The organism is Nitrospirillum viridazoti CBAmc (assembly GCF_000730165.1).
In the GTDB taxonomy this organism is placed as follows: Bacteria; Pseudomonadota; Alphaproteobacteria; order Azospirillales; family Azospirillaceae; genus Nitrospirillum; species Nitrospirillum viridazoti.
Genome location: NZ_CP022112.1, coordinates 267,170 through 288,053, shown reverse-complemented (window position 1 = coordinate 288,053; position 20,884 = coordinate 267,170). Strand labels below are relative to the sequence as shown.

The window sequence follows — 20,884 nt, the reverse complement described above, 5'->3', positions numbered from 1 at the left end:
CCACCCGTCAACCCCAGACCATCCAAGGCGGCACCCATGCTTCTTCACATTCCCGGCGTCCTGACCCAAGAGCAGGTCGCCTGGTGCCGCCAGCAGATGGAGACCGCCGATTGGGTGGACGGCCGAGTGACGGCCGGCCACCAGTCGGCCATGGCCAAGAACAACGCCCAGATCCCGGCCGACCATCCGGCAGCCCAGGCCATGGGCGACATGATCCTGGCGGCGCTGGAAAAGAACGCCCTGTTCCTGTCGGCCGCCCTGCCGCTGAAGGTCTTCCCGCCGCTGTTCAACCGCTATGCCGGCGGCCAGTCCTTCGGCATCCACGTCGACAACGCCATCCGCCAGATTCCCGGCACGCCGCACCGCGTGCGCACCGACCTGTCCGCCACCCTGTTCCTGGCCGATCCGGAGGAATATGACGGCGGCGAGTTGCTGGTGGAGGACACCTACGGCGAGCATGAGGTGAAGCTGCCCGCCGGCGACATGGTGCTGTACCCGTCCACCAGCCTGCACCGCGTGGCCCCGGTGACCCGGGGCGCCCGCATCGCCTCGTTCTTCTGGATGCAGAGCATGGTGCGCGACGACGGCGAACGCACCCTGCTGTTCGACCTGGACACGACCATCCAGGATCTGAACCGGGAGGCCGCCGGCCAGCCCGCCGTGGTGCGGCTGACCGGCATCTACCATAACCTGCTGCGCCGCTGGGCGGAGGCCTGACGCCATGATGAAGACGCTGCGCTTCCTGCATCTGTGGGTGGGCCTGATCCTGGGCCTGCCCCTGCTGGCGCTGGGCCTGTCGGGCACCGTGCTGGTGATCGAGCCGGAGCTGCGCGCCGTATTCACCCCATCATTGCCGGCATCGCCCGCCGATGCGGCACCGCACGGCGTGGCCGAGGTGGTGACCGCCGCCGCCGCGGCTCTGGAAACCTCCGGGGCCCCGGGTGCCAGGCCCGCCAGCTACGCCGCACCATCCGCGCCGGGCGGAACCGCCACCGTCCGCTTCCAGGCGCAGCGCCGCATGCCGCAGGGTGGGGAGCATGCCCACGGCCAGGGTGGCGCCCCCAATCGCGCCCCCGGCGGCGGCATGCCGGGCATCAGCGTGCACATCGACCCCGTCACCCTGACCGTGGTCAGCACCCCAGGCCTGGACGCGACCATCGGCTGGATCCACCGCCTGCACGGCAACCTGCTGATCCAGGACCGCAGCGGCCGCGACCTGGTGGGATACCTGGGCGTCATCATGACGGCGCTGGGCGTTACCGGCCTGGTGCTGTGGTGGCCCCGGCCCGGGCAGTGGCGCCAGTCCTTCATCGTGCGCAAGGCGGCCAAGGGCGCCCGCTTCCATCGCGAGCTGCATGGCGCCGCCGGCATCTGGGGCTTGGTCGTCTTCCTGGTGGTCAGCGTCACCGGCGTCGCCATCGCCTTCCCCCAGACCATCGCCGCCGGCATCGGATCGGTGTTGCCCATGGCGGCGCAGACCCAGGGCTTCGCCGTGCCCAAGGTGACGCCGCGCGACGGCGTGGACCCGGCCGGCGTGGATGAGGCCGTGGCCATCGCCCTGGCGGCATCGCCCCGCCCCGGCCTGGCCCTGCGCGGCACCAGCCTGCCGCAGAGCCCCGACCAGGCCATCCGCGTGGTGCTGGCGCCACCGGGCGGCGATGCCCCCAGCGCCGTCACCCTGATGGTGGACCCCTGGGCCCGCCAGGTGGTGGAGGTGCGCGATCCCTCCGCCCAGGCGGCCGGCAACAAGGTCACCGGCTGGATGCGTCCGCTGCATGAGGGCGAGGGGCTGGGGCCCGTTTACCGCGTCCTGGTGGCGCTGAGCGGCCTGCTGCCCACCCTGTTCGCCATCACCGGCACCTCCATGTGGTGGATCAAGCGCCGGAACCGCAAGGCCGGCGCCGCCCGCGCCACGGCCATCCTGCAATCCGCCGCGGAATGACCGCCATCAACCGTCACACGACGCGTCAGGCCAAGGACGCACCGATGTCAAAGAGGGGCACGACCATCATGGCTACCAAGTTGCTGAAGCAGACGGCCGCCGCCAGCTTGACGGCGGCATTGAGCTTAGGGGCGACCAACGCCTGGGCGCAGGAGGGGGCGGCCCGCACCGCCGCCGCCACCGTGCCGCACGACCTGTCGGCCATGGGCATGTTCCTGAACGCCGATGGGGTGGTGAAGGCCGTCATCCTGGGCCTGCTGGCGGCCTCCGTCGTCACCTGGACCATCCTGCTGGCCAAGGGGCTGGAGCTGCGCGCCGCGCGCGGCCGCCTGCAGGGCTCGCTGGACACGCTGGATGATGCCCCGTCCCTGGATGTCGCGGCCAGCCAGCTGACGGGTGAGGCCGATGCCCTGGCCCTGGCCTTCGCCCGCGCCGCGTCGGCAGAGCGCGCGCTGTCCGCCGGCCTGCCGGCCGAGGGCGTGAAGGAACGCGTGGTGCTGCGGCTGGAGCGGCTGGAAGCCAAAGCCCGCCGGGCCATCGTGCGCGGTACCGGCGTGCTGGCCACCATCGGCGCCACCGCCCCCTTCGTCGGCCTGTTCGGCACGGTGTGGGGCATCATGAACAGCTTCATCGGCATCTCGAAGACCCAGACCACCAGCCTGGCCGTCGTCGCACCCGGCATCGCCGAGGCGCTGCTGGCGACCGCCACCGGCCTGGTGGCCGCCATCCCGGCGGTGGTAGTCTACAATGTCTTCGCCCGCAAGGTGGACGGCTATCGCGTGCTGCTGGCCGACGTGTCGGCCGGCGTGCTGCGCCTGGTCAGCCGCGACCTGGACCGGGAGCAGGCTGGCGTGGCCCAGGTCCGCAGCCGCGCGGCGGAGTGACCGGGATGGCTGCCCGTCTTTCCCACGGCGGCGATGAGCTGGCCGAGACCCACGAGATCAACGTCACGCCCTTCATCGATGTGATGCTGGTGCTGCTGATCATCTTCATGGTGGCGGCCCCCCTGGCCACCGTGGACGTGCCGGTGGACCTGCCCTCCTCCAACGCGCCGCCCCGGCCGCACCCGGAAAAGCCGGTGACCCTGACCATCCGCGCCGACCTGACCCTGGCGATCAACGGCGCCGACGTGGCGCGCGACGGCCTGGCCGCCGCCCTGGACCAGGCCGCCGGCGGTGACAAGGACCAGCGCATCACCCTCAGCGCCGACCGTGTCGTCTCCTACGGCGACCTGACGGCGGTGATGAACAGCCTGCGCACGGCGGGATACCTGAAGGTCTCGCTGGTGGGGCTGGACGGCGGCGGGGCCCCGTGACGCCATGGCGATGGCATCGATGACCAAAAACGGCGGCGACCTTCCTGGCGAGGACAGGCGCGGACGCCTGGTCTGGGGTGGCAGCCTGGCCCTGGTGCTGGCCGCCCATGCCCTGGCCCTGCCCTGGCTGATGGCGCGCTCCACCCTGGAGCCACCGCCCCCGCCGCCGCCGCTGCAGATCGACCTGCCACCGCCGCCACCGCCACCCGCACCGCCCAAGCCCGAGCCGCCGAAGCCGGAGCCGCCCCAACCCACGCCCAAGCCCCCGCCGCCCAAGCCGGTGGCGGTGAAGCCCATCCCTCTGCCCCCACCCCCGCCGGTGCCGCCGCAACCCGCCCCGGTTGCGACGCCGCAACCCGAGCCGCCGCCCAGCACGGCGGTGCAGACGGCCACCCCGGCACCGGCCAGCAAGGGCCCGGACAGCTATGAGGGCCGGCTGATGGCGCATCTCTACCGCTATCTGCGCTATCCCGCGCAGGCGCGGCAGCGTCACCAGGTGGGCACCGCCGTGGTGCACTTCACCTTAGACCGGACGGGCCACGTGCTGAGCGTGACGCTGGAGCGCAGCTCCGGCTCCGCCCTGCTGGATGAGGAGGCGGTGGCCACGGTGCGGCGGGCCGACCCGCTGCCCCCGGCCCCGGACGACAAGCCCCTGGACTGGACCATGCCGGTGGACTTCAGCCTGCTGCGTTGAGGTCCCCCGGCCCGTCATTTCCGTTGCGCCCCAAGGCGCCACTGGTCAATTATTTTGACCGCACCACCGCGCCGGCGCCGAAAGGGGGCGGAGCAAGGCGGTGGGTAGAGGAAACGCTGACGGGACCCCATGAAGGACAGCATCCGGCCGGCCAAGCTGGCCGACACCATCGCCGAGCATCTGGAACAGCTGATCGTGGAAGGCAGCCTGCGCCCCGGCGAAAAGCTGGTGCCGGAGCGGGAACTGGCCGTGCGCTTCAACGTCTCCCGCCCGTCGTTGCGCGAGGCATTGGAGAAGCTGGAGCAACGTGGCCTTCTGCGTAGCGGCCGGGGCGGCGCCACCTTCGTCGCCCCCCTGCTGGGTCCCACCTTCACCGAACCGCTGCACGCCGTCCTGGCCGCCCGGCCTGAGACCACCCTGGATTACCTGGAGTTCAGGACGGAGGTGGAGGGGGCGGCCGCCTACTACGCCGCCCTGCGCGCCACCGACGTCGACCGCGCCCAGATCCAGGCCCGGTTCGAGGCCATGGAGGCCGCCCACGGCCATGACGAGGCGAAAGAAGAAGCGGACGCCGATGCGGAGTTCCACCTGGCGGTCTATGAGGCCACCCATAACGTCGTGATCCTGCACATCATGCGCGCCCTGGCCGAAATGCTGCGCCAGGATGTCTTCTTCAACCGCGCCAAGCTGTACCAGCGCACAGGCGTGCGCCAGCTGCTGCTGAGCCAGCACCGCGCCCTTTATGAGGCGATCATGAAGGGCGACCCGGCGGCGGCGCGCGCGGCCGCCGAGGCGCACATCAACTTCATCCGCGACGCTTTGGTGGAAATCTCCCGCGCCGACGCCCGGCTGGAAGCCTCGCTGAGGCGGATCGCCGGCGGCGATATCGTGGCGGAGAAATAAGCGCCTCTAGGCCCGCACGCGCAGCAGGCTGGCCGAGGGCGGGGCGCCGAAGGTGCGGCGGAAGTCGTGGGTGAAATGGGACTGGTCGGCGAAGCCGGCGGCATGGGCGGCGGTGGTGAAGCTGGCGCCCCGTGCCACCTCCTCGATGGCGCAGCGCATGCGCAGCCAGGCGCGGTAGCGGCGGAAGGGCACGCCCATCTCCCGCGTGAACAGATGCTGGAAGCGTGAGGGCGACAGGCCGGCAGCGGCGGCCACGGCGGCGATGCTCACCAGGCCCTCGGGCGCGTCCTCGCGCGTGCCGGCATGCAGGGCGGCCACAGCCCGGGTGATGCGGGTTTCATTGCATGGCGCCCGGCGCCCGCCCAGCGCATCCTCCAGCGCCTCACCGGCCCAGGCGGCGCTGCCGCCATCCTCCCACAGCGCCCGCATCAGGGCGTGGACATCGGTGGAGCCCAGCAACGCGCCCTGGCTTTCCCAGGTGTTGCGCATCAACGGCACCAACCGGCCGGCACCACCGGCATGGGGTTCCAGATAAAACACGGCGATGGGCCATCCGCCCACATCCAGCTCATGCAGCATGCCGGCGGGAATGAGGGCGGCGGCGGTGCGCTGCCAAGCGCCATCGCCCAGGCGCAGGGCGAACGTGCCGTACAGGCCGGCCAGGAAAACCGGGGCGCCGTGCTGATGCCAGGTGTTGTGGCGCAGGGGCCCGGCAAAGAAGGTGCGGTCCCCACCCAAATGCCACAGCGGCCCCAATCCGTTCGGCCCGCCAGCACGTTCATACAAGTGCCCCCGGTCCATCGCTGATAGCGTCCGCCAAAAGCCCACTCCCCGGAATGACAGCAAAGAACCGCCGGGGCGACAACGCGACTTTAGAGCAGGTCGTGCCAAGACGGCCCCGCCTTGGCATGTGTATCCGCTCGCGAACAGGCTCAGCTAAAGCCGGCCGGCTTTAGCGAGGCTGGACAAGAGACAAAGGGAGGTTTCCATGCCCACCCGCCGCCATCTGTTGGCCGGTGCCGCCGGCCTGCTGGCCGCCCCCGCCGTGCTGCGCACATCCCCCGCCCAGGCGGCAGCGCCTTCGCTGGGCCCAGCCCAGCCCCGCCATTACCGCTTTCCCCTGGGCGCCTTCGAGGTCACCACCATCCTGGATGCCGGCGCGGTGATCGACGGGCCTTACCCCATCGTCGGGCAGGACCAGCAGCCGGACGTGGTGGCCGGCCTGATGCGGCACAGCCTGCTGCCGGAAAAGCGCTTTCAGCCCGGCTTCACGCCCACCCTGGTGAACACCGGCGCGCAGCTGATCCTGTTCGACACCGGCAACGGGGCGGAGGGCTTCGTGCCCCGGCCGGACGGCGGCTGGCTGGCGGGACAGCTGCAGACGGCGGGCTTCGCCCCCGGCCAGGTCGATCTGGTGGTCCTGTCCCATGCCCATCCCGACCATATCGGCGGCATCCTGGAGGGCGGCACGCCCCTGTTCCCCAATGCCCGCTACGTCATGGGCGCTGCCGAGTACGCCTTCTGGGCCGCCCAGGACGACCGGCTGAAGGCGCCCAAGGACAGCCTGGAGCATCAGTCCGCCGCCCTGTTCCAGAAAGCGGTGGTGCCGCTGGCCGACCACCTGCGCCTGATCACGCCGGGTGAGGCGGTGGCCCCCGGCATCACCGCCGTGGCCGCCTTCGGCCACACGCCGGGGCATCTGGCCTTTCACGTGGAAAGCCAGGGGCGGCAACTGCTGATCTGGGGCGACTGCGCCCACCATGAGGTGGCGTCCCTGGCAGAGCCCGGCTGGCACGCCCTGTTCGACATGGACAAGGAACAGGGTGCCGCGACCCGCCGCCACATCTACGACATGGCCGCCACCGACCGCCTGGCCGTGGTGGGCTATCACACCTCCTTCCCCTCCATCGGCTTCGTCGAACGGCGCGGGGCCAACGGCTATCGCTGGATCCCGGTCACCTATCAGTTCCGGGTTTGAGTACGATGTTCGATTGTTTCGCGCATGGCGCCACTTTCTGGCGCGAGCGGCCATCCGCGAGAGGGAATTTAGCAACCTCCCTTACGTAAGCCATTGATTTCCATGAAACAGCCTGTTGGCATGACATTTGAGTAAGCCCTCCGCATCAGAACAAGGGGGAAAAACTCATGTCGTACAAACGGCTCGTGATCGCCGTCATATTGTTGGCGATCGCCGCGGCGGCGCTGTGGTTCAGGGCGGAATGGCTGGTGGGCACGGCCCTGCGCGCCCGCTTCAGCCCATCCGTCACCCTGGCGCCTAAGCCCTCACCCACCAGCATCGCCGACGCCCGGGGCCAGGACCTGGACGATCTGCTGGTGCTGCTGGACCTGGACCGCAGCTTCACGGCGGAGGGGCGGGCCGCCTTCACCCGTGGGGTGGCGGACCTGCGCACCCGCGTGGGCGAGATGGACGCCCCCACCTTCGTGATGGAGGTGGCGCGGCTGGTGGCCCTGGCCGGCAATGGCCACACCGCCGTGCAGTTGTTCCCCAAATACGCGGAGTATGGCGTGGCGCCGGTGCGCCTGGCCTGGTTCGACGACGGCCTGTACGTCATCGGCGCCGCCGATGCCCAGGCGGGCCTGCTGGGCCGCCGGGTGGTGGCTATCGACGGTCACCCCGCCGACGACATCCCCGCCGCCCTGCGGCCTTATTTGACCGGCACCGACGAGCATGCGCGGGCCCAGGGCGTGACCCTGCTGGTCAGCCCCGCCCTGCTGCGCGCCGTCTGGCCGGAGACAGACGGCCGCCACCTGGCGCTGACCTTGGCGGATGAGGCGGGCGGAACGATGCAGACGGCGCTGGAGGCCGGCCCCATGGCCAGCGCCGACAGCCTGCGCTGGCTGCCGCAGGCCGCCGCCTTCACCCACCTCTATGGCGGCAAGACGGCCGGCCTGGAGACCCGCGCGCTGGACCACCAGGGCCTGTACCTGCGCCTGAACGCCGTGATGGACGATGACAAGGGCCCCCTGACCCGGCAGTTGGAAGCCGTGGCCGCCAGCGCGCCGCCGGGCGGCTGGCGCTGGATGGTCATCGACCTGCGCTATGACGGCGGCGGCGACTATACCAAAACGGTGGACTTCACCCGCCGCCTGCCCACGCTGCTGGCCCCGGACGGGACCCTGTGGCTGCTGACCGGCAACGCCACCTTCTCCGCCGCCATCGTCACCCTGGCCCGCGCCAAGTACTTCGCCGGCGCCCGCGCCCACATCATCGGCCAACGCGTGGGCGACCACGACACCTTCTGGGGCGAGACGGGCGCGCCCCTGGTGCTGCGCAACACCAACACCACCGTGGGCTATGCCACCGGCATGCACGACTGGGTGCACGGCTGCCACGACATCACGCGGTGCTTCTGGCTGAACTACGCCTTTGGCGTCGCCGCTGGCGACCTCAGCCCCGAACAGGAAGTGGGCTGGCGCTTCCCCGACTTCGCCGCCGGCCGCGACACGGTGATGGAGGAAGTGCGCGACCTGCAGGAGGCCAAGCGCGGCGGTGGGGAACGGGCGGCGGTTCCGTGAGGGGAGCATCACTATCCGATTGCCAAACCAGCAACCACCTCCTTATTCTTTGAACCACAACCAGAAGGCGTCACTCCTCCACCCCTCAGGATTCCCATGGGCATTGGCTACGAGGTCTCTCCCCTGCATCGGATCGCCTATTTGGATACCGCCGCCATGGAGCGCCAACAGATGGCAGCGCCCACGCCCAAGAATGACGCCGGTGAGCAATATGTCCTTGATCTGCTGACGGGGTTCCCCGGTGCCGGCACCGGCGGCAAGCCCAAGGTCATCATCGGCGCGCCGGTATTTCGCTATCCGGCAGCCGATACCGTCATTCCCTGGCGCGACCAGCTGGCGGCCAAGTACCGGGGCCAGTTGGGCGAGGCGCTGACTTGGGACGAGGGCAGCGACTTCGAGGACGGGGACGATGTCGCCACCGGCGCCGATGTCATGCTGCGCTATGTGACGGCACTGGTCGATGAGGGTGGTCCGGCGGCGCTGGCGCGCCTGGTCGGTGCGGAGCGGCCGGCGCAGGCGGACTTGGAACGGGCGCTAACACGGGCGGAACAGCGGGGCTATACCGGGCATTACCCGCAGTTGCTGCTGGTCGAGCAATATTGGCTGCCCTTCCACCGCGACATGATCATCGAGGAACCGGACTGGGAAGGACACCCCTGCCGCTTCGGCTCCGTCGGCAACCTGCTGCGCGAGGTGACGGAGGTGCGTGCCCTGATCCGCCGGGCCGATCCCAAGGTCGTGCGCTGGACGGCGAATGATGACGCGCCGGAGCATGTGCTGGACGCCGCCTGGCAGGCCAGCGAGACTGTGTATCGCCTGGCCAGACTGGCCGTGGCGCATCATCTGCCGCTGTGGTGCACCACCTGAGGCCCGCCCCCCTTCGGTATTGTCATTGCGCAGCTTTGCTCGCGTAATGAGCGAAATCAACCGGAGGAGCCCTCATGAGCAAGCTGACGCTGTACTTCATCCGCCATGCCGAAAAACCCGAGGGCAGCTGGCCGGGGCCGGGCCTGACCCTGGACGGGACCAAGGACAAGGAGTCCCTGGTCATCCGTGGCTGGCAGCGGGCGGGGGCCTGGGCGGCGCTGTTCGGGGCGGGGCTGGATGAGGGCACTTATGCCAAGCCGGCAGCGGTCTATGCCGCCACACCGGGCACGACGGTCAACAAGGGGCCCAGCAAGCGGCCGTTCGAGACGGCCTCACCGCTGGCGGCGCGCCTGGGACTGGAGGTGCCCAACACCACCTATGGCAAGGGGCAGGAGGCGGCGCTGGTGCAGGAGCTGCTAACCCTGTCCGGCGTGGTGCTGGTGTGCTGGGAACATCAGGCCATCGTGGAGAGCATCATCCCCCTGCTGCCCGTCCGCCGGGGCAAGCCGCCCACCGCCTGGCCGGAGGACCGCTTCGACGTCGTACTGCGCTTCAAGCGCAAGGAGGGCGGCAAGGGCGACGGCTTCGCCTTCAAGGAGCTGTATCCCCGCCTGCTGGCCGGGGACTCCGATACGCCCCTGTGAAACGCCTCACCGTACAGGGCGCGCCCATCAGAGGGACGCGCCGGTGATGCCGGGCCACCAATAATCAGCGGTGAAGGAGCAGGTGGCGACGATCACGAAAGCCGCCGTCGCCAGGAGCACGACGGTGGCGGCGTAGGCCAGCGGCCCGTCGGCCCGTGACCCGTTGCCCAGTGACCCGTTATTGGATTGGGCGCGATAGGAGCGGATGGCCAGTTCGGCCACCGCCAGGTTGGGCACGTAGAAGAAGAACACCATCACCGCGTCGACCCAGCCGGTGAAATGGCTGGTGTGGCCCAGCCGGCCCATGGTCAGGAACCAGAAGCCGTATTCGATGCGGTACAGCCAGGAACCGACCGTCAGCGCGAACAGGCGGATGGCCCAGGCGCGGTGCTGGTCATACCGGCGGGCGCGGGCATGCGAGTAGGCCAGCACCGCCGCCAGCGACATCAGCGCGCCGTAGGTGCCGAACCCCAGGTTCATCATCGTGCCGCCGAGCGTACCGGTGGTGAGGACGTAGGCCAGGCCGCCCAGCCCGGCGAAACCGGCGCACGTCACGTACAACCGCCCCAGCCAGCGGTGCAGCCCCGGCATCGCGCGCCGGACACTGCCCATCAGCTGGATGGGGCCCAGCAACAGCAGGATGCCGCCGGCGATGAAATGCGCGCCGATGGCGGCCGTGGCCACCGGCGCGCCAGGGTCGTGCAGGGCCGGCAGCGACTCATTCCACCGGGCGGCCGTGCCGTTGACCGCGGTGCCGCCGAAGAAGGCCAGGATGTAGGCGCCGAAGATGGCGCCGCTGACCCAGGTGGCCGCGACCAGCAGCCTCATGCTCCAGCGCAACGCCCGGCCCCCAAGTCCAGCGCCCTCACCCCGGACGGCGATCGCGTCCAATGCCGCTGTCATGGTTCCCCCCAATCAATAGCCGCGCTCGCCCGAAGCGCCGAGCCAGCCGAACATTCCTCTTTTCCGTGTATGGATAGGCTGTCAAAAGTCAAGCCCGGGCCGTCATAACGACGGCGTTGGTCCATCGCCCGATGATGTCCACCCACGGATGAAGGTTTAACGCATGAGCATGGGGATTTCCTGCCTGGCCGATATCGAGCGTATCGAGGCGGTCCCGCTGGCCCAGCGGAACCTGCCGGCGAACAGCTATGAGATGATCGCCACCGGCGCCGCCTTGAACCCCGATGCGCCCGCCTTGTCCTTTTTCCTGCGCAGCCGGGACCAGGCGCGGCCGTACACCCTGACCCATCGCGCGCTGCTGGCCCGGATCACCCAGGCCGCCCACATGTTCCGCCACCTGGGCATAGGCCGGGGCGACACCGTGGCCATCCTGCTGCCCAACCTGATCGAAACCCACCTGGCCATCTGGGGGGCGGAGACAGCGGGCATCGCCTTCCCCATCAACCCCCTGCTGGAGGCCGACCAGATCGCCGCGCTGCTGCGGGCGGCGGACGCCAGGCTGCTGGTCACCCTGGGCCCGGCGCCGGGCAGCGCCCTCTGGGAAAAGGCCTGCGCAGCCCTGGTGGAGGCGCCCTCAGTGCGCCAGATCCTGACCGTCGATCCCCTGCGCTATCTGCGCTCCCCCCTGGCGCCCATCGCCCGGGTGCTGGCGGCCCGGCGGCGGCGCGCCGCGCGCCTGGATGTTCCCGTCCGGGACATGACGCGCGCGCTGAAGCGCCACGAAGGCGGCCGGCTGGCCTTCGCCGCCCCCGCCGCCACGGACATCGCCTCCTACTTCGCCACCGGCGGCACCACCGGCCTTCCCAAGATCGCCCGGCGTACCCATCACAGCGAGGTGTTCGACAGCTGGGCCATGAACCAGGTGCTGGGCGGGACCGCGGCGCAGCCGGTGTTCTTCTGCGGGCTACCCCTGTTCCACGTCAACGGACAGCTGGTGACGGGGCTGGCGCCGCTGGGGCGCGGCGGGCATGTCGTCATCGGCACGCCCCAAGGCTATCGCGGCGAGGGCGTGCTGCACCACTTCTGGGAGATCGTGGAGCGGCACCGCATCGCCTTCTTCTCCGGTGTGCCGACCGTCTATTCGACGCTGCTGGAACAGCCGGTGGAGGGGCATGACCTGTCCAGCCTGGAACTGGGCATGTGCGGGGCCGCGCCCATGCCGGTCGAGCTGTTCCGCCGCTTCGAACAGGCGACGGGCGTGCGCATCCTGGAAGGCTATGGCCTGACCGAGGGGGCCTGCACCTCCAGCGTCAATCCGCCGGCCGGGGAACGCCGCGTCGGCTCCATCGGCTTGCGCCTGCCCTATCAGCGGATGAAGGCGGTCATCCTGGACGACCAGGGCGGTTACGTCCGCGATGCCGCCGTTGGTGAGGTTGGGATCATCGCGCTGAACGGCCCCAATGTCTTCGAGGGCTATACCGACCCCGCCCGGGAAGGCGGCACCTGGCTGGCCATCGCCGGTGAGCGCTGGCTGAACACCGGGGATCTGGGCCGGCAGGATGCGGACGGCTATTTCTGGCTGACCGGCCGCCGCAAGGAACTGATCATCCGGGGCGGCCACAACATCGACCCCGGCGTGATCCAGGAGGCCCTGGCCGCACATCCGGCGGTGGCGATGACGGCGGCGGTGGGCCGGCCCGACGCGCACGCCGGTGAGCTGCCCGTGGCCTATGTCCAGCTGCGCACCACCGCGACCGCCACCAGCGAGGAACTGCTGGCCCACGCCTGCGCCCTCATTCCGGAACGGGCCGCCTGGCCCAAGGCGGTGCGCGTCCTGGACGCCCTGCCACTGACCAGCGTCGGCAAGGTCTTCAAGCCGACCCTGGTGGGGTACGAGATCGCCGACGTCGTCCGGCAGGAGGGCAAGACCGCGGGCCTGGACCATATCGAGGTCGACGTCGTGCTGGATCCGGATCGCGGCCTGCTGGCCCGGATCCGGGCCCAGGGTGATAGGCAGGCGCTCGGCCGGCTTCTGGGGCGTTATACCTTTGCCCATGAAATCACGGACTGATTCAAAGAAAAACCCCGGCGGTCGCCCGCCGGGGCCAGGAGGGTACGGGGATAATACGGACTTACTGCGGGATCATGCCGGTGAAGACGTAGGCCTGCAGCAGGGTGATCACGCCCACGATGCAGACGAAGAAGAGGCTGTGCTTCAGCGTGAAGCGCAGCAGGTTGGACTCGCTGCCCACCAGGCCCACGGCGGCGCAGGCCACCGCGATGCTTTGCGGGGAGATCATCTTGCCCGTGACGCCGCCGCTGCTGTTGGCGGCCACCAGCAGCAGGTCGGACACGCCCAGCTGCTGCGCCGTCGTGGCCTGCAGTGCGCCGAACAGGGCGTTGCTCGATGTGTCCGACCCGGTCAGGAACACGCCCAGCCAGCCCAGAATGGGGGAGAAGAAGGGGAAGCCCTTACCCGCCTCCGCCAAGGTCAGCGCCAAGGTGGAGGACAGGCCGGAATAGTTGGCGATGTAGGCGAAGGCCAGCACGGCGCCGATCGTGTACATGGGCCATTTCAGCTCCGCCAGCGTCTCCCCGAACGTGGCCAGCGCCTTGCCCGGGCCATAGCGCAGCACGATCATGCTGAGGATGGCGGAGATGAGGATGGCGGTGCCGGTGGCGGCCAGCAGGTCCAGCTTGTACTGCGCGGCGTAGGGCGTGGCGGCCTTGACGATGGGGGCCACCTTGGTCACGGCGTTGTGCAGGCTGGGCACGTCGAACAGGAACACCGTGTCCACCAGGGCGCCGCCCTTGGCGAACAGGGCCTTGAAGGGCTTCAGGCTCCAGATCGTCACGATGACGGTGAGGATGAGGAAGGGCGACCACGCCTTCAGGATCTGGCCGCCGGTATAGGCGTGCGCGCCGCGCTCCTCCGCCGTCTCCTGGTCCTTGAAGCGGAAGATGGTCTTGGGCTTCCAGAACTTCAGGAACACCGTCAGGCACAGCAGGCTGATGAGGGCGGAGATGATGTCCGGCAGCTCGGCCCCGATGTAGTTGGACGTGAAGTACTGGCTGATGGCGAAGCTGAACCCCGTCACCAGGATAGCGGGCCAGGTTTCCTTCACGCCCTTGGCCCCGTCCATGATGAACACCAGCCAGAAGGGCACGAAGACCGACAGGGCCGGCAACTGCCGCCCCGTCATGGCCGCCACCTTGTAGACGTCCAGGCCCGACACCTGGGCGCCGACGATGATGGGCGTGCCCATGGCGCCGAAGGCCACGGGTGCCGTGTTGGCGATGAGGCAGAGGCCGGCGGCGTAGAGCGGGTTGAAGCCCAGCCCGGCCAGGATGGCGGCGGTGATGGCCACCGGCGCGCCGAAGCCGGCCGCCCCCTCTAGAAACGCGCCGAAGGCGAAGCCCACCATCAGCATCTGCAGCCGCTGGTCCTCGGTGATCGAAATGACGCTGGCGCGGATGATGTCGAACTGCCCCGTCTTCACCGTGATCTTGTACAGGAAGACGGCCGCCACGATGATCCAGGCGATGGGCCACAGGCCGTAGAAGAAGCCGTAGACCACGGCGGCGATGGCCGAGGACGCCGGCATGCCGTAGGCCGCGATGGCGATGATCAGGGCCAGCAGCACGGTCAGCGTGCCGGCGACATAGCCTTTCAGCCGCAGCACGGCCAGCGCCACGAAAAAGAAGACGATGGGCAGCACCGCGACCAGCGCGGACACCACCATGTTCCCAAACGGGTCATAGACCTGGACCCAAGGCTGCATGGCCTTCCCCCCTATTTGTTGTCGTGTCGAAACCAGGCGGAACGCGTAAGGCGGCGCGGGTTGGGGATGCCGCCGGTGCCCGCCGGCGTTTTGTCGTCCTCCCCACGCGGCTGATATCGGTCAGGCGCGCATATTCAGGCGTCCCGGGTATTGCCCGGGTTGATGTCTCCTTGGTCAAATTACTGTACCATGGACATAATGATGGATAACCCGCGCGCCGGGCGGGCGCAAACGGAAAAGATGGCCCTAATCCAAGGTCTTGGTTAACCCGGCTACGTGTCGGCCGATCCGCCTAGGGGACAAGGCCGGCCAGGGCCGCCGGGATTAAGTCGCTGAATGATTTGGCCTTCCCTTGCACCGGAGGGGTGGCCACCGCCGGCCCCTGTTTGGTAAAATGATTTGACCAAAACTGGCCGCTGGTAAAATATGGCGCCGGCGATTTCCCCAGGACGAAGGCAAGCCGCGTCCAGGGGCAGCATCCTGGGAGGAACGGGCTTTTGACCATCACGAACCTGGCCGCCACGAATACGGCCGCCGCCGCGACCCCGGCGGCCCGGCCAGACACGGTCTATTTCTTCGGCACCTGCCTGGTGGACATGCTGTACCCCGAGGCTGGGCTGGCCGGCATGGACCTGCTGCGCCACGCCGGCGTGCGCGTGGTGTTCCCGGAGGGGCAGAGCTGCTGCGGCCAGCCGGCGCGCAACTCCGGCTATGTCGAGGAAGCGCGCGAGGTGGCGCGGGCGCAGTTGGACGCCTTCCCCGGCGACATCCCCATCGTGGTGCCCTCCGGCTCCTGCGCCGGCATGATGAAGACCCATTACGCCCACCTGTTCGAGGGCGACCCCGACCAGCCGCGCGCCATCGCCTTCGCCGCCCGCATCCATGAGCTGACGGCCTTCCTGGTCAACGTGCTGGGCGTCACGCTGGCGGACAAGGGCGCGCCCGTCACCGTCACCTGGCACCCATCCTGCCATTCCCTGCGCGAGATGGGCGTGGGGGACGAGCCCAAGGCCCTGCTGCGCCAGCTGGCCAACGTCACCCTGGTGGAAAACAGCCGCGAGCGGGAGTGCTGCGGCTTCGGCGGCACCTTCGCCGTACGCCAGACGGCCGTGTCCACCGCCATGGTGTCGGATAAGCTGGCCAGCGTCCGGGAGACCGGCGCCGGCACCCTGCTGTCGGGCGATTGCGGCTGCCTGATGAACATCGGCGGCCATGCCGAGAAGGTGGCCGACGGTACCCGCTGCCGCCACATCGCCGAATTCCTGATGGAGCGGTGCCATGGTGGCTGATGGCGGCATGCCCCCCGATCACGGCCCCCGGTTCGCAGAGCGGGCGCCCGACGCGCTGAACAACCCGCAACTGCGCCGTAACTTCCGCCGGGCCATGGACGGCCTGATGGCCAAGCGCGCCGCCCAGTTCCCCGACCCGGCCTATTGGGCGGAGCTGCGGGAACGGGGCGCCGCCGTGAAGGCCCGCGCCCTGTCCAGGCTGCCGGACCTGCTGGAACGGCTGGAATCCCGGCTGACCGCCAACGGTGTCCAGGTGCATTGGGCCGAGACGACGGAGGAGGCCAACGCCATCGTCCTGGGCATCCTGCAACAGGCCGGCGCCCGCACCGTCATCAAGGGCAAGTCCATGGTGTCGGAGGAGATGCACCTGAACGCCCATCTGGAGCGGCATGGCATCGAGGCGGTGGAATCCGACCTGGGCGAGTACATCATCCAACTGGCGGGGGAAACGCCGTCCCACATCGTCATGCCCTGCATCCACAAGAACAAGGATGAGATTTCGGACCTGTTCGCGGAAAAAATACCGGGCCTGGAACGCACCGGCGACGTGGATGAGCTGACCGCCGCCGCCCGCCGGGTGCTGCGCGAACGCTTCGCCAACGCCGACGCCGGCATCTCCGGCGTCAATTTCGCGGTGGCGGAGACGGGCACCCTGGTGCTGATCGAGAATGAGGGCAACGGCCGCCTGTCCACCACCCTGCCGCCGCTGCACATCGCCGTGACCGGCATCGAGAAGGTGGTGGAGACCCTGGACGACATCCCACCCCTGCTGGCCCTGCTGCCCCGCTCCGCCACCGGGCAGCCCATCACCACCTACGTCAACATGATCAGCAGCCCCCGGAAAGCCGGGGAGAAGGACGGGCCCACGGCCGTGCACCTGGTGCTGCTGGATGGCGGCCGCAGCCGCGTCTATCAGGACGTGGAGCTGGCGGACACGCTGCGCTGCATCCGCTGTGCCGCCTGCATGAACCATTGTCCGGTCTACACCCGCGTGGGCGGCCACACCTACAACGCCATCTACCCCGGCCCCATCGGCAAGATCCTGACGCCGCAGCTGCAGGGCCTGGACGCCGCCGGCGACCAGCCGCACGCCTCCACCCTGTGCAACGCCTGCGCCGAGGTCTGCCCGGTCAAGATCCCCATCCCCGACCTGCTGGTGCGCCTGCGCCGGGAGGCGGTGCGGCCGACGGAGACGCCGGCCACCCACCTTCCGGTGGTCAAGGACGGCGGGGCGGAGCGGTCGTGGACGGAAAGCCTGGTCTGGGCCGGCTGGCGCCTGGTCTACACCCGGCCGCTGCTGTATCGCATGGTCACCCGCGCCCTGGCCTGGGGCGGCAATTGGGTACCGGCCAACGCCCCGCTGATGCGCGACTGGACCAAGGCGCGGGCCAAGCCCCGCTTCAAGCCGCGCACCCTGCACGATTTGGCGCGGGAGCGCGGCTATCTGAATGAGGTGCCGAAATGAGCGCGCCCCCGAATACGGCAAGGGACGCCATTCTCGGCCGCCTGAAGGCCGCCCCCGGCCGACCGGGCCCCGACCTGCCGCCCTGGACGCCGCCCACCTACGCCGACAAGCTGGCCCGCTTCCGCCAGATGGCGGAGGCCAACCATGCCGAGATCCACGACGTGACGGCCGCCAATTGGCTGGAGCGGCTGGCCACCATCCTGAACAACCGGGGCGTCGGCCGCCTGATGGTCGCCCCCGGCACGCCGCGCGGCGACGCCCTGCTGCGGGCGGCGGCCCAGGGCGTGCCCCTGCCCACCCTGGTGCCCTATGACCAGTCGGTGGAGGTGTTGAAGGATGCGCTGGTACACCAGGTGGATGCCGGCCTGACCGGCACGCGCGGCGCCATCGCCGAGACGGGCACCCTGATCCTGTGGCCCACGGCGCAGGAGCCGCGCCTGCTGTCGCTGCTGCCGCCCCTGCACATCGCCGTGCTGGAGGAGGACACGCTGCACGATACGCTGGCGGCGGTGGTGCGGGACCAGGGCTGGGCGGCGGGCATGCCCACCAATGCCCTGTTGATTTCCGGCCCGTCGAAGACATCCGATATCGAGCAGACCTTGGCCTATGGCGTCCATGGGCCCAAGGAACTGATCATCCTGCTGGTGCGAAAAGAAGGGGAGTGAGCGGTCATGCCGGACAGCATCGTGGGTCCCGTTGCGGACCCTGCCGCCCTTCGTGATTACGACGCCCTGCGCGCCGAGCTGGCGGGCGTGGTGCCGGCGGACCGGCTGATCACCGATCCGCTGCGCCGCCTGGCCTATGGCACGGACGCCAGCTTCTACCGCCTGGTGCCGAAGCTGGTGGTGCGGGTGGACAGCGAGGCGGAGGTGAGCGCCGTGCTGGCCGCCTGCCGCCGCCACAACACGCCCGTCACCTTCCGCGCCGCCGGCACATCGCTGTCCGGCCAGGCCATCACCGACAGCCTGCTGATGGTGCTGGGCGACGGCTGGCACCGCTCCGTCATCAACGACGACGGCAGCGTCATCAAGGTGCAGCCCGGCATCATCGGGGCGGAGGTCAACCGCCGCCTGGCGCCCTATGGCCGCAAGATCGGGCCGGACCCGGCCTCCATCGAGAGCTGCAAGATCGGCGGCATCGCCGCCAACAACTCGTCGGGCATGTGCTGCGGCACGCATGAGAACACCTACAAGACCATGCTGTCGCTGCGCTTCATGCTGGCGGACGGCACCCTGGTCGACACCGGCGACGCCGCCAGCGTGGCATCCTTCCGCGTCAGCCACGCCGACCTGCTGGCCAGGCTGGACGCCATGGGCCGGCGGGTGCGGGAGGATGAGGCGCTGGCCAACCGCATCCGGCGCAAGTTCGCCATCAAGAACACCACCGGCTACAGCCTGAACGCCCTGGTCGACTATCAGGACCCGGTGGACATCCTGGCCCACCTGCTGATCGGGTCGGAGGGGACGCTGGGTTTCATCGCGGAGGTCACCTACCGCACCGTGCCGGAACTGGCGGACAAGGCCAGCGCCCTGCTGCTGTTCCCCGATATCGTCGAGGCCGGGCGCGCCGCCTGCCTGCTGAACGGCGGGCCGGTGGCGGCGGTGGAGCTGATGGACCGCGCCAGCCTGCGCAGCGCCAAGGGCCAGCCCGGGCTGCCGTCCGAGATCGACAGCATGGGCGAGGACGTCGCCTCCCTGCTGGTGGAAACCCGCGCCGTCAGCCCGGAGGCCTTGCGCCAGAACATCGCCGCCATCGAGGGGCTGCTGGCCGGGGTCACCCTGCTGCGGCCCCCGGCCTTCACCACCGACGCGGCCGAATACACCAAGCTGTGGAAAATCCGGAAGGGCCTGATCCCCACCATCGGCGCCATGCGCCAGACCGGCACCAGCGTCATCATCGAGGACGTGGCCTTCCGCATCGAGGATCTGGCCGACGCCTGCCACGACATGCGGGCGCTGTTCGACAAGCACGGCTACCCCGACGCCATCCTGATGGGCCACGCCTTGGCCGGCAACCTGCACTTCGTCTTCGCCCAGGATTTCAGCACCCAGGATGAGATCGACCGCCACGCCCGCTTCATGGACGAGATGGTCCACATCGTGGTGGAGAAGTACGACGGATCGCTGAAGGCGGAGCATGGCACCGGCCGCAACATGGCCCCCTTCGTCGAGCTGGAATGGGGCAAGGCCGCCACGGCATTGATGTGGGAAATCAAGCGCCTGCTGGACCCGGCCAACCTGCTGAACCCCGGCGTGCTGCTGAATACCAACCCGCGCCTGCACCTGGAGAACCTGAAGCCCCTGCCGCCGGCCCACGCCATCGTCGACACCTGCATGGAGTGCGGCTTCTGCGAGAAGATGTGCCCCTCGCACGGCATGACGCTGAGCCCCCGCCAGCGCATCACCGGTCTACGCGAGATCGCACGCCTGACGGCCCTGGGGGACCCGGCGACGGAGCTGCGGGACCTTTACGACCACCACGCCATCGACACCTGTGCCGCCTGCGGCCTGTGCGCCACAGCCTGCCCCGTGGGCATCGAGACCGGGCAGCTGACCAAGGCCCTGCGCGGCAAGCGCCACGGGCCAAGGGCCCGCACCGTGGCCGGCCTGATGGCCCGCCACTATGGCGCCGTGCTGGCCGCCACGCGCGGCGCCCTGAACCTGGCCGCCTTCGCCGCCCAGGCCGTGGGGCCGAAGAAGGTGGCCAGCCTGGCGGCCTATGCCCGCAAGCTGTCGGGTGACCGGCTGCCCCACACCGGCCCCAACCTGCCCGAGGGGGCCAGCATGGCCTGGCTGAAGGACCTGCCGCCCCCCACTGCGACGGGCGAGCCGGTGGTCTACCTGGCCGCCTGCGCCGGCCGCACCTTCGGGCCGGCGGTGGAGGATGGGGAGAGCGATCCCCTGCCCGCCGTCACCCTGCGCGTGCTGGAGCGCGCGGGCTTCCGCGCCGTCGTGCCGGACAATCTGCCCAACCTGTGCTGCGGCCTGGCCTTCGAGTCCGAAGGCATGAAGGAGGCGGCGGACGCCAAGGCGGCGGAGATGGAGGCGGCGCTGAAAGCCGCCAGCGACAATGGCCGCATCCCCGTCGTCATGGACGCCAGCGCCTGCACCCAGCGCATGAAGACCTACCTTTCCAACCGCCTGCCGGTGAAGGATCTGGTGGAGTTCCTGGCGCAGGACGCCCTGCCCCGCCTGACGCCCACCCCGCAGGCGGAGCCGGTGCTGCTGCACCTGAACTGTGCCGCCCGCAAGATGGGCATCGATCCGCAGGCCGCCACCGTGGCCAAGGCCTGCGCCGCCACGGTGGTGGTGCCGGAGCGCGTGGGCTGCTGCGGGTTCGCCGGCGACAAGGGGTTCGTGGAGCCTGAGCTGAATGACCACGCCCTGCGCTTCCTGGCCCCCCAGGTGCCGGCGGGCTGCGAGGCGGGATACTCCAGCAACCGGACGTGCGAGATCGGCCTGGCCGACCATGCCGGCGTGCCCTATCGCCATCTGGTCTATCTGGTCGACCGGGCCACGCGCTGACGGATCGCCGATGGGCCCG

General features: G+C 69.6%; 18 protein-coding genes. 15 read left to right on the top strand and 3 right to left on the bottom strand.

What is annotated here, in order from left to right; genetic code table 11:
* Window positions 1-36: 36 nt before the first annotated feature.
* The 6 genes from Y958_RS23260 to Y958_RS23230 all read left to right on the top strand — a co-directional run bounded on the left by Y958_RS23260 (window position 37) and on the right by Y958_RS23230 (window position 4,854).
* Window positions 37-717 carry a Fe2+-dependent dioxygenase gene (locus Y958_RS23260; RefSeq protein ID WP_040842460.1) on the top strand — a complete coding sequence of 227 codons (681 nt, stop codon included), beginning with the start codon at window positions 37-39 and terminating at the stop codon, window positions 715-717.
* A 4-nt stretch (window positions 718-721) separates the two neighbouring features.
* Window positions 722-1,942: a PepSY-associated TM helix domain-containing protein gene (locus tag Y958_RS23255; protein WP_088874345.1), complete on the top strand. Its 1,221-nt coding sequence runs from the start codon at window positions 722-724 to the stop codon at window positions 1,940-1,942.
* A gap of 68 nt (window positions 1,943-2,010) precedes the next feature.
* Window positions 2,011-2,826 carry a tonB-system energizer ExbB gene (gene exbB / locus Y958_RS23250; protein ID WP_244909661.1) on the top strand — a complete coding sequence of 272 codons (816 nt, stop codon included), beginning with the start codon at window positions 2,011-2,013 and terminating at the stop codon, window positions 2,824-2,826.
* 5 nt (window positions 2,827-2,831) lie between these two features.
* Entirely contained in the window at window positions 2,832-3,257 is a 426-nt protein-coding gene (gene exbD / locus Y958_RS23245) for a TonB system transport protein ExbD (RefSeq protein WP_088874343.1), read from the top strand.
* A gap of 19 nt (window positions 3,258-3,276) precedes the next feature.
* A complete protein-coding gene (locus Y958_RS31550) occupies window positions 3,277-3,951 on the top strand; it encodes an energy transducer TonB family protein (protein ID WP_145727531.1) in 675 nt (224 codons plus the stop codon).
* Window positions 3,952-4,080: 129 nt separating this feature from the next.
* Entirely contained in the window at window positions 4,081-4,854 is a 774-nt protein-coding gene (locus tag Y958_RS23230; protein ID WP_088874341.1) for an FCD domain-containing protein, read from the top strand.
* Window positions 4,855-4,860: 6 nt separating this feature from the next.
* Here Y958_RS23230 and Y958_RS23225 read toward each other — a convergent pair whose 3' ends face one another.
* Window positions 4,861-5,640 (bottom strand): helix-turn-helix transcriptional regulator, encoded by a 780-nt coding sequence (locus Y958_RS23225; protein ID WP_211098760.1) that lies wholly within the window; start codon window positions 5,638-5,640, stop codon window positions 4,861-4,863.
* 202 nt (window positions 5,641-5,842) lie between these two features.
* Between Y958_RS23225 and Y958_RS23220 the strand changes: the two genes are divergently transcribed.
* The 4 genes from Y958_RS23220 (at window position 5,843) to Y958_RS23205 (ending at window position 9,902) form a co-directional block, all read left to right on the top strand.
* On the top strand, window positions 5,843-6,832 hold the full coding sequence (locus Y958_RS23220) for an MBL fold metallo-hydrolase (protein ID WP_088874339.1): 990 nt from the start codon (window positions 5,843-5,845) through the stop codon (window positions 6,830-6,832).
* 167 nt (window positions 6,833-6,999) lie between these two features.
* On the top strand, window positions 7,000-8,391 hold the full coding sequence (locus tag Y958_RS23215) for a hypothetical protein (RefSeq protein WP_088874338.1): 1,392 nt from the start codon (window positions 7,000-7,002) through the stop codon (window positions 8,389-8,391).
* A 96-nt stretch (window positions 8,392-8,487) separates the two neighbouring features.
* On the top strand, window positions 8,488-9,258 hold the full coding sequence (locus Y958_RS23210) for a hypothetical protein (RefSeq protein WP_088874337.1): 771 nt from the start codon (window positions 8,488-8,490) through the stop codon (window positions 9,256-9,258).
* Between the two features lie 74 nt (window positions 9,259-9,332).
* On the top strand, window positions 9,333-9,902 hold the full coding sequence (locus Y958_RS23205; RefSeq protein WP_088874336.1) for a histidine phosphatase family protein: 570 nt from the start codon (window positions 9,333-9,335) through the stop codon (window positions 9,900-9,902).
* Window positions 9,903-9,929: 27 nt separating this feature from the next.
* Here the strand turns inward: Y958_RS23205 and Y958_RS23200 are convergent, their stop codons facing one another.
* Entirely contained in the window at window positions 9,930-10,805 is an 876-nt protein-coding gene (locus Y958_RS23200; protein WP_088874335.1) for a DUF2306 domain-containing protein, read from the bottom strand.
* Between the two features lie 163 nt (window positions 10,806-10,968).
* Between Y958_RS23200 and Y958_RS23195 the strand changes: the two genes are divergently transcribed.
* On the top strand, window positions 10,969-12,876 hold the full coding sequence (locus tag Y958_RS23195; RefSeq protein ID WP_211098759.1) for an acyl-CoA synthetase: 1,908 nt from the start codon (window positions 10,969-10,971) through the stop codon (window positions 12,874-12,876).
* A 61-nt stretch (window positions 12,877-12,937) separates the two neighbouring features.
* Here Y958_RS23195 and Y958_RS23190 read toward each other — a convergent pair whose 3' ends face one another.
* On the bottom strand, window positions 12,938-14,587 hold the full coding sequence (locus tag Y958_RS23190) for a lactate permease LctP family transporter (RefSeq protein ID WP_088874334.1): 1,650 nt from the start codon (window positions 14,585-14,587) through the stop codon (window positions 12,938-12,940).
* A gap of 497 nt (window positions 14,588-15,084) precedes the next feature.
* On the opposite strand from Y958_RS23190, the gene Y958_RS23185 reads away from it, so the two are divergent.
* Genes Y958_RS23185 through Y958_RS23170 form a run of 4 tightly spaced genes read left to right on the top strand, consistent with a single transcriptional unit; the run spans window position 15,085 to window position 20,865 of the window.
* The gene (locus tag Y958_RS23185; protein WP_281288748.1) at window positions 15,085-15,876 is read left to right on the top strand and encodes a (Fe-S)-binding protein; all 792 of its coding nucleotides are present in this window, start codon (window positions 15,085-15,087) and stop codon (window positions 15,874-15,876) included.
* Window positions 15,877-15,883: 7 nt separating this feature from the next.
* The gene (locus Y958_RS23180) at window positions 15,884-17,341 is read left to right on the top strand and encodes a LutB/LldF family L-lactate oxidation iron-sulfur protein (RefSeq protein WP_088875186.1); all 1,458 of its coding nucleotides are present in this window, start codon (window positions 15,884-15,886) and stop codon (window positions 17,339-17,341) included.
* A complete protein-coding gene (locus Y958_RS23175; protein ID WP_088874333.1) occupies window positions 17,338-18,006 on the top strand; it encodes a LutC/YkgG family protein in 669 nt (222 codons plus the stop codon). Before Y958_RS23180 ends, Y958_RS23175 begins: the two co-directional genes overlap by 4 nt.
* Before the next feature lie 6 nt (window positions 18,007-18,012).
* The gene (locus Y958_RS23170) at window positions 18,013-20,865 is read left to right on the top strand and encodes an FAD-binding and (Fe-S)-binding domain-containing protein (RefSeq protein ID WP_088874332.1); all 2,853 of its coding nucleotides are present in this window, start codon (window positions 18,013-18,015) and stop codon (window positions 20,863-20,865) included.
* Window positions 20,866-20,884 lie beyond the last annotated feature (19 nt).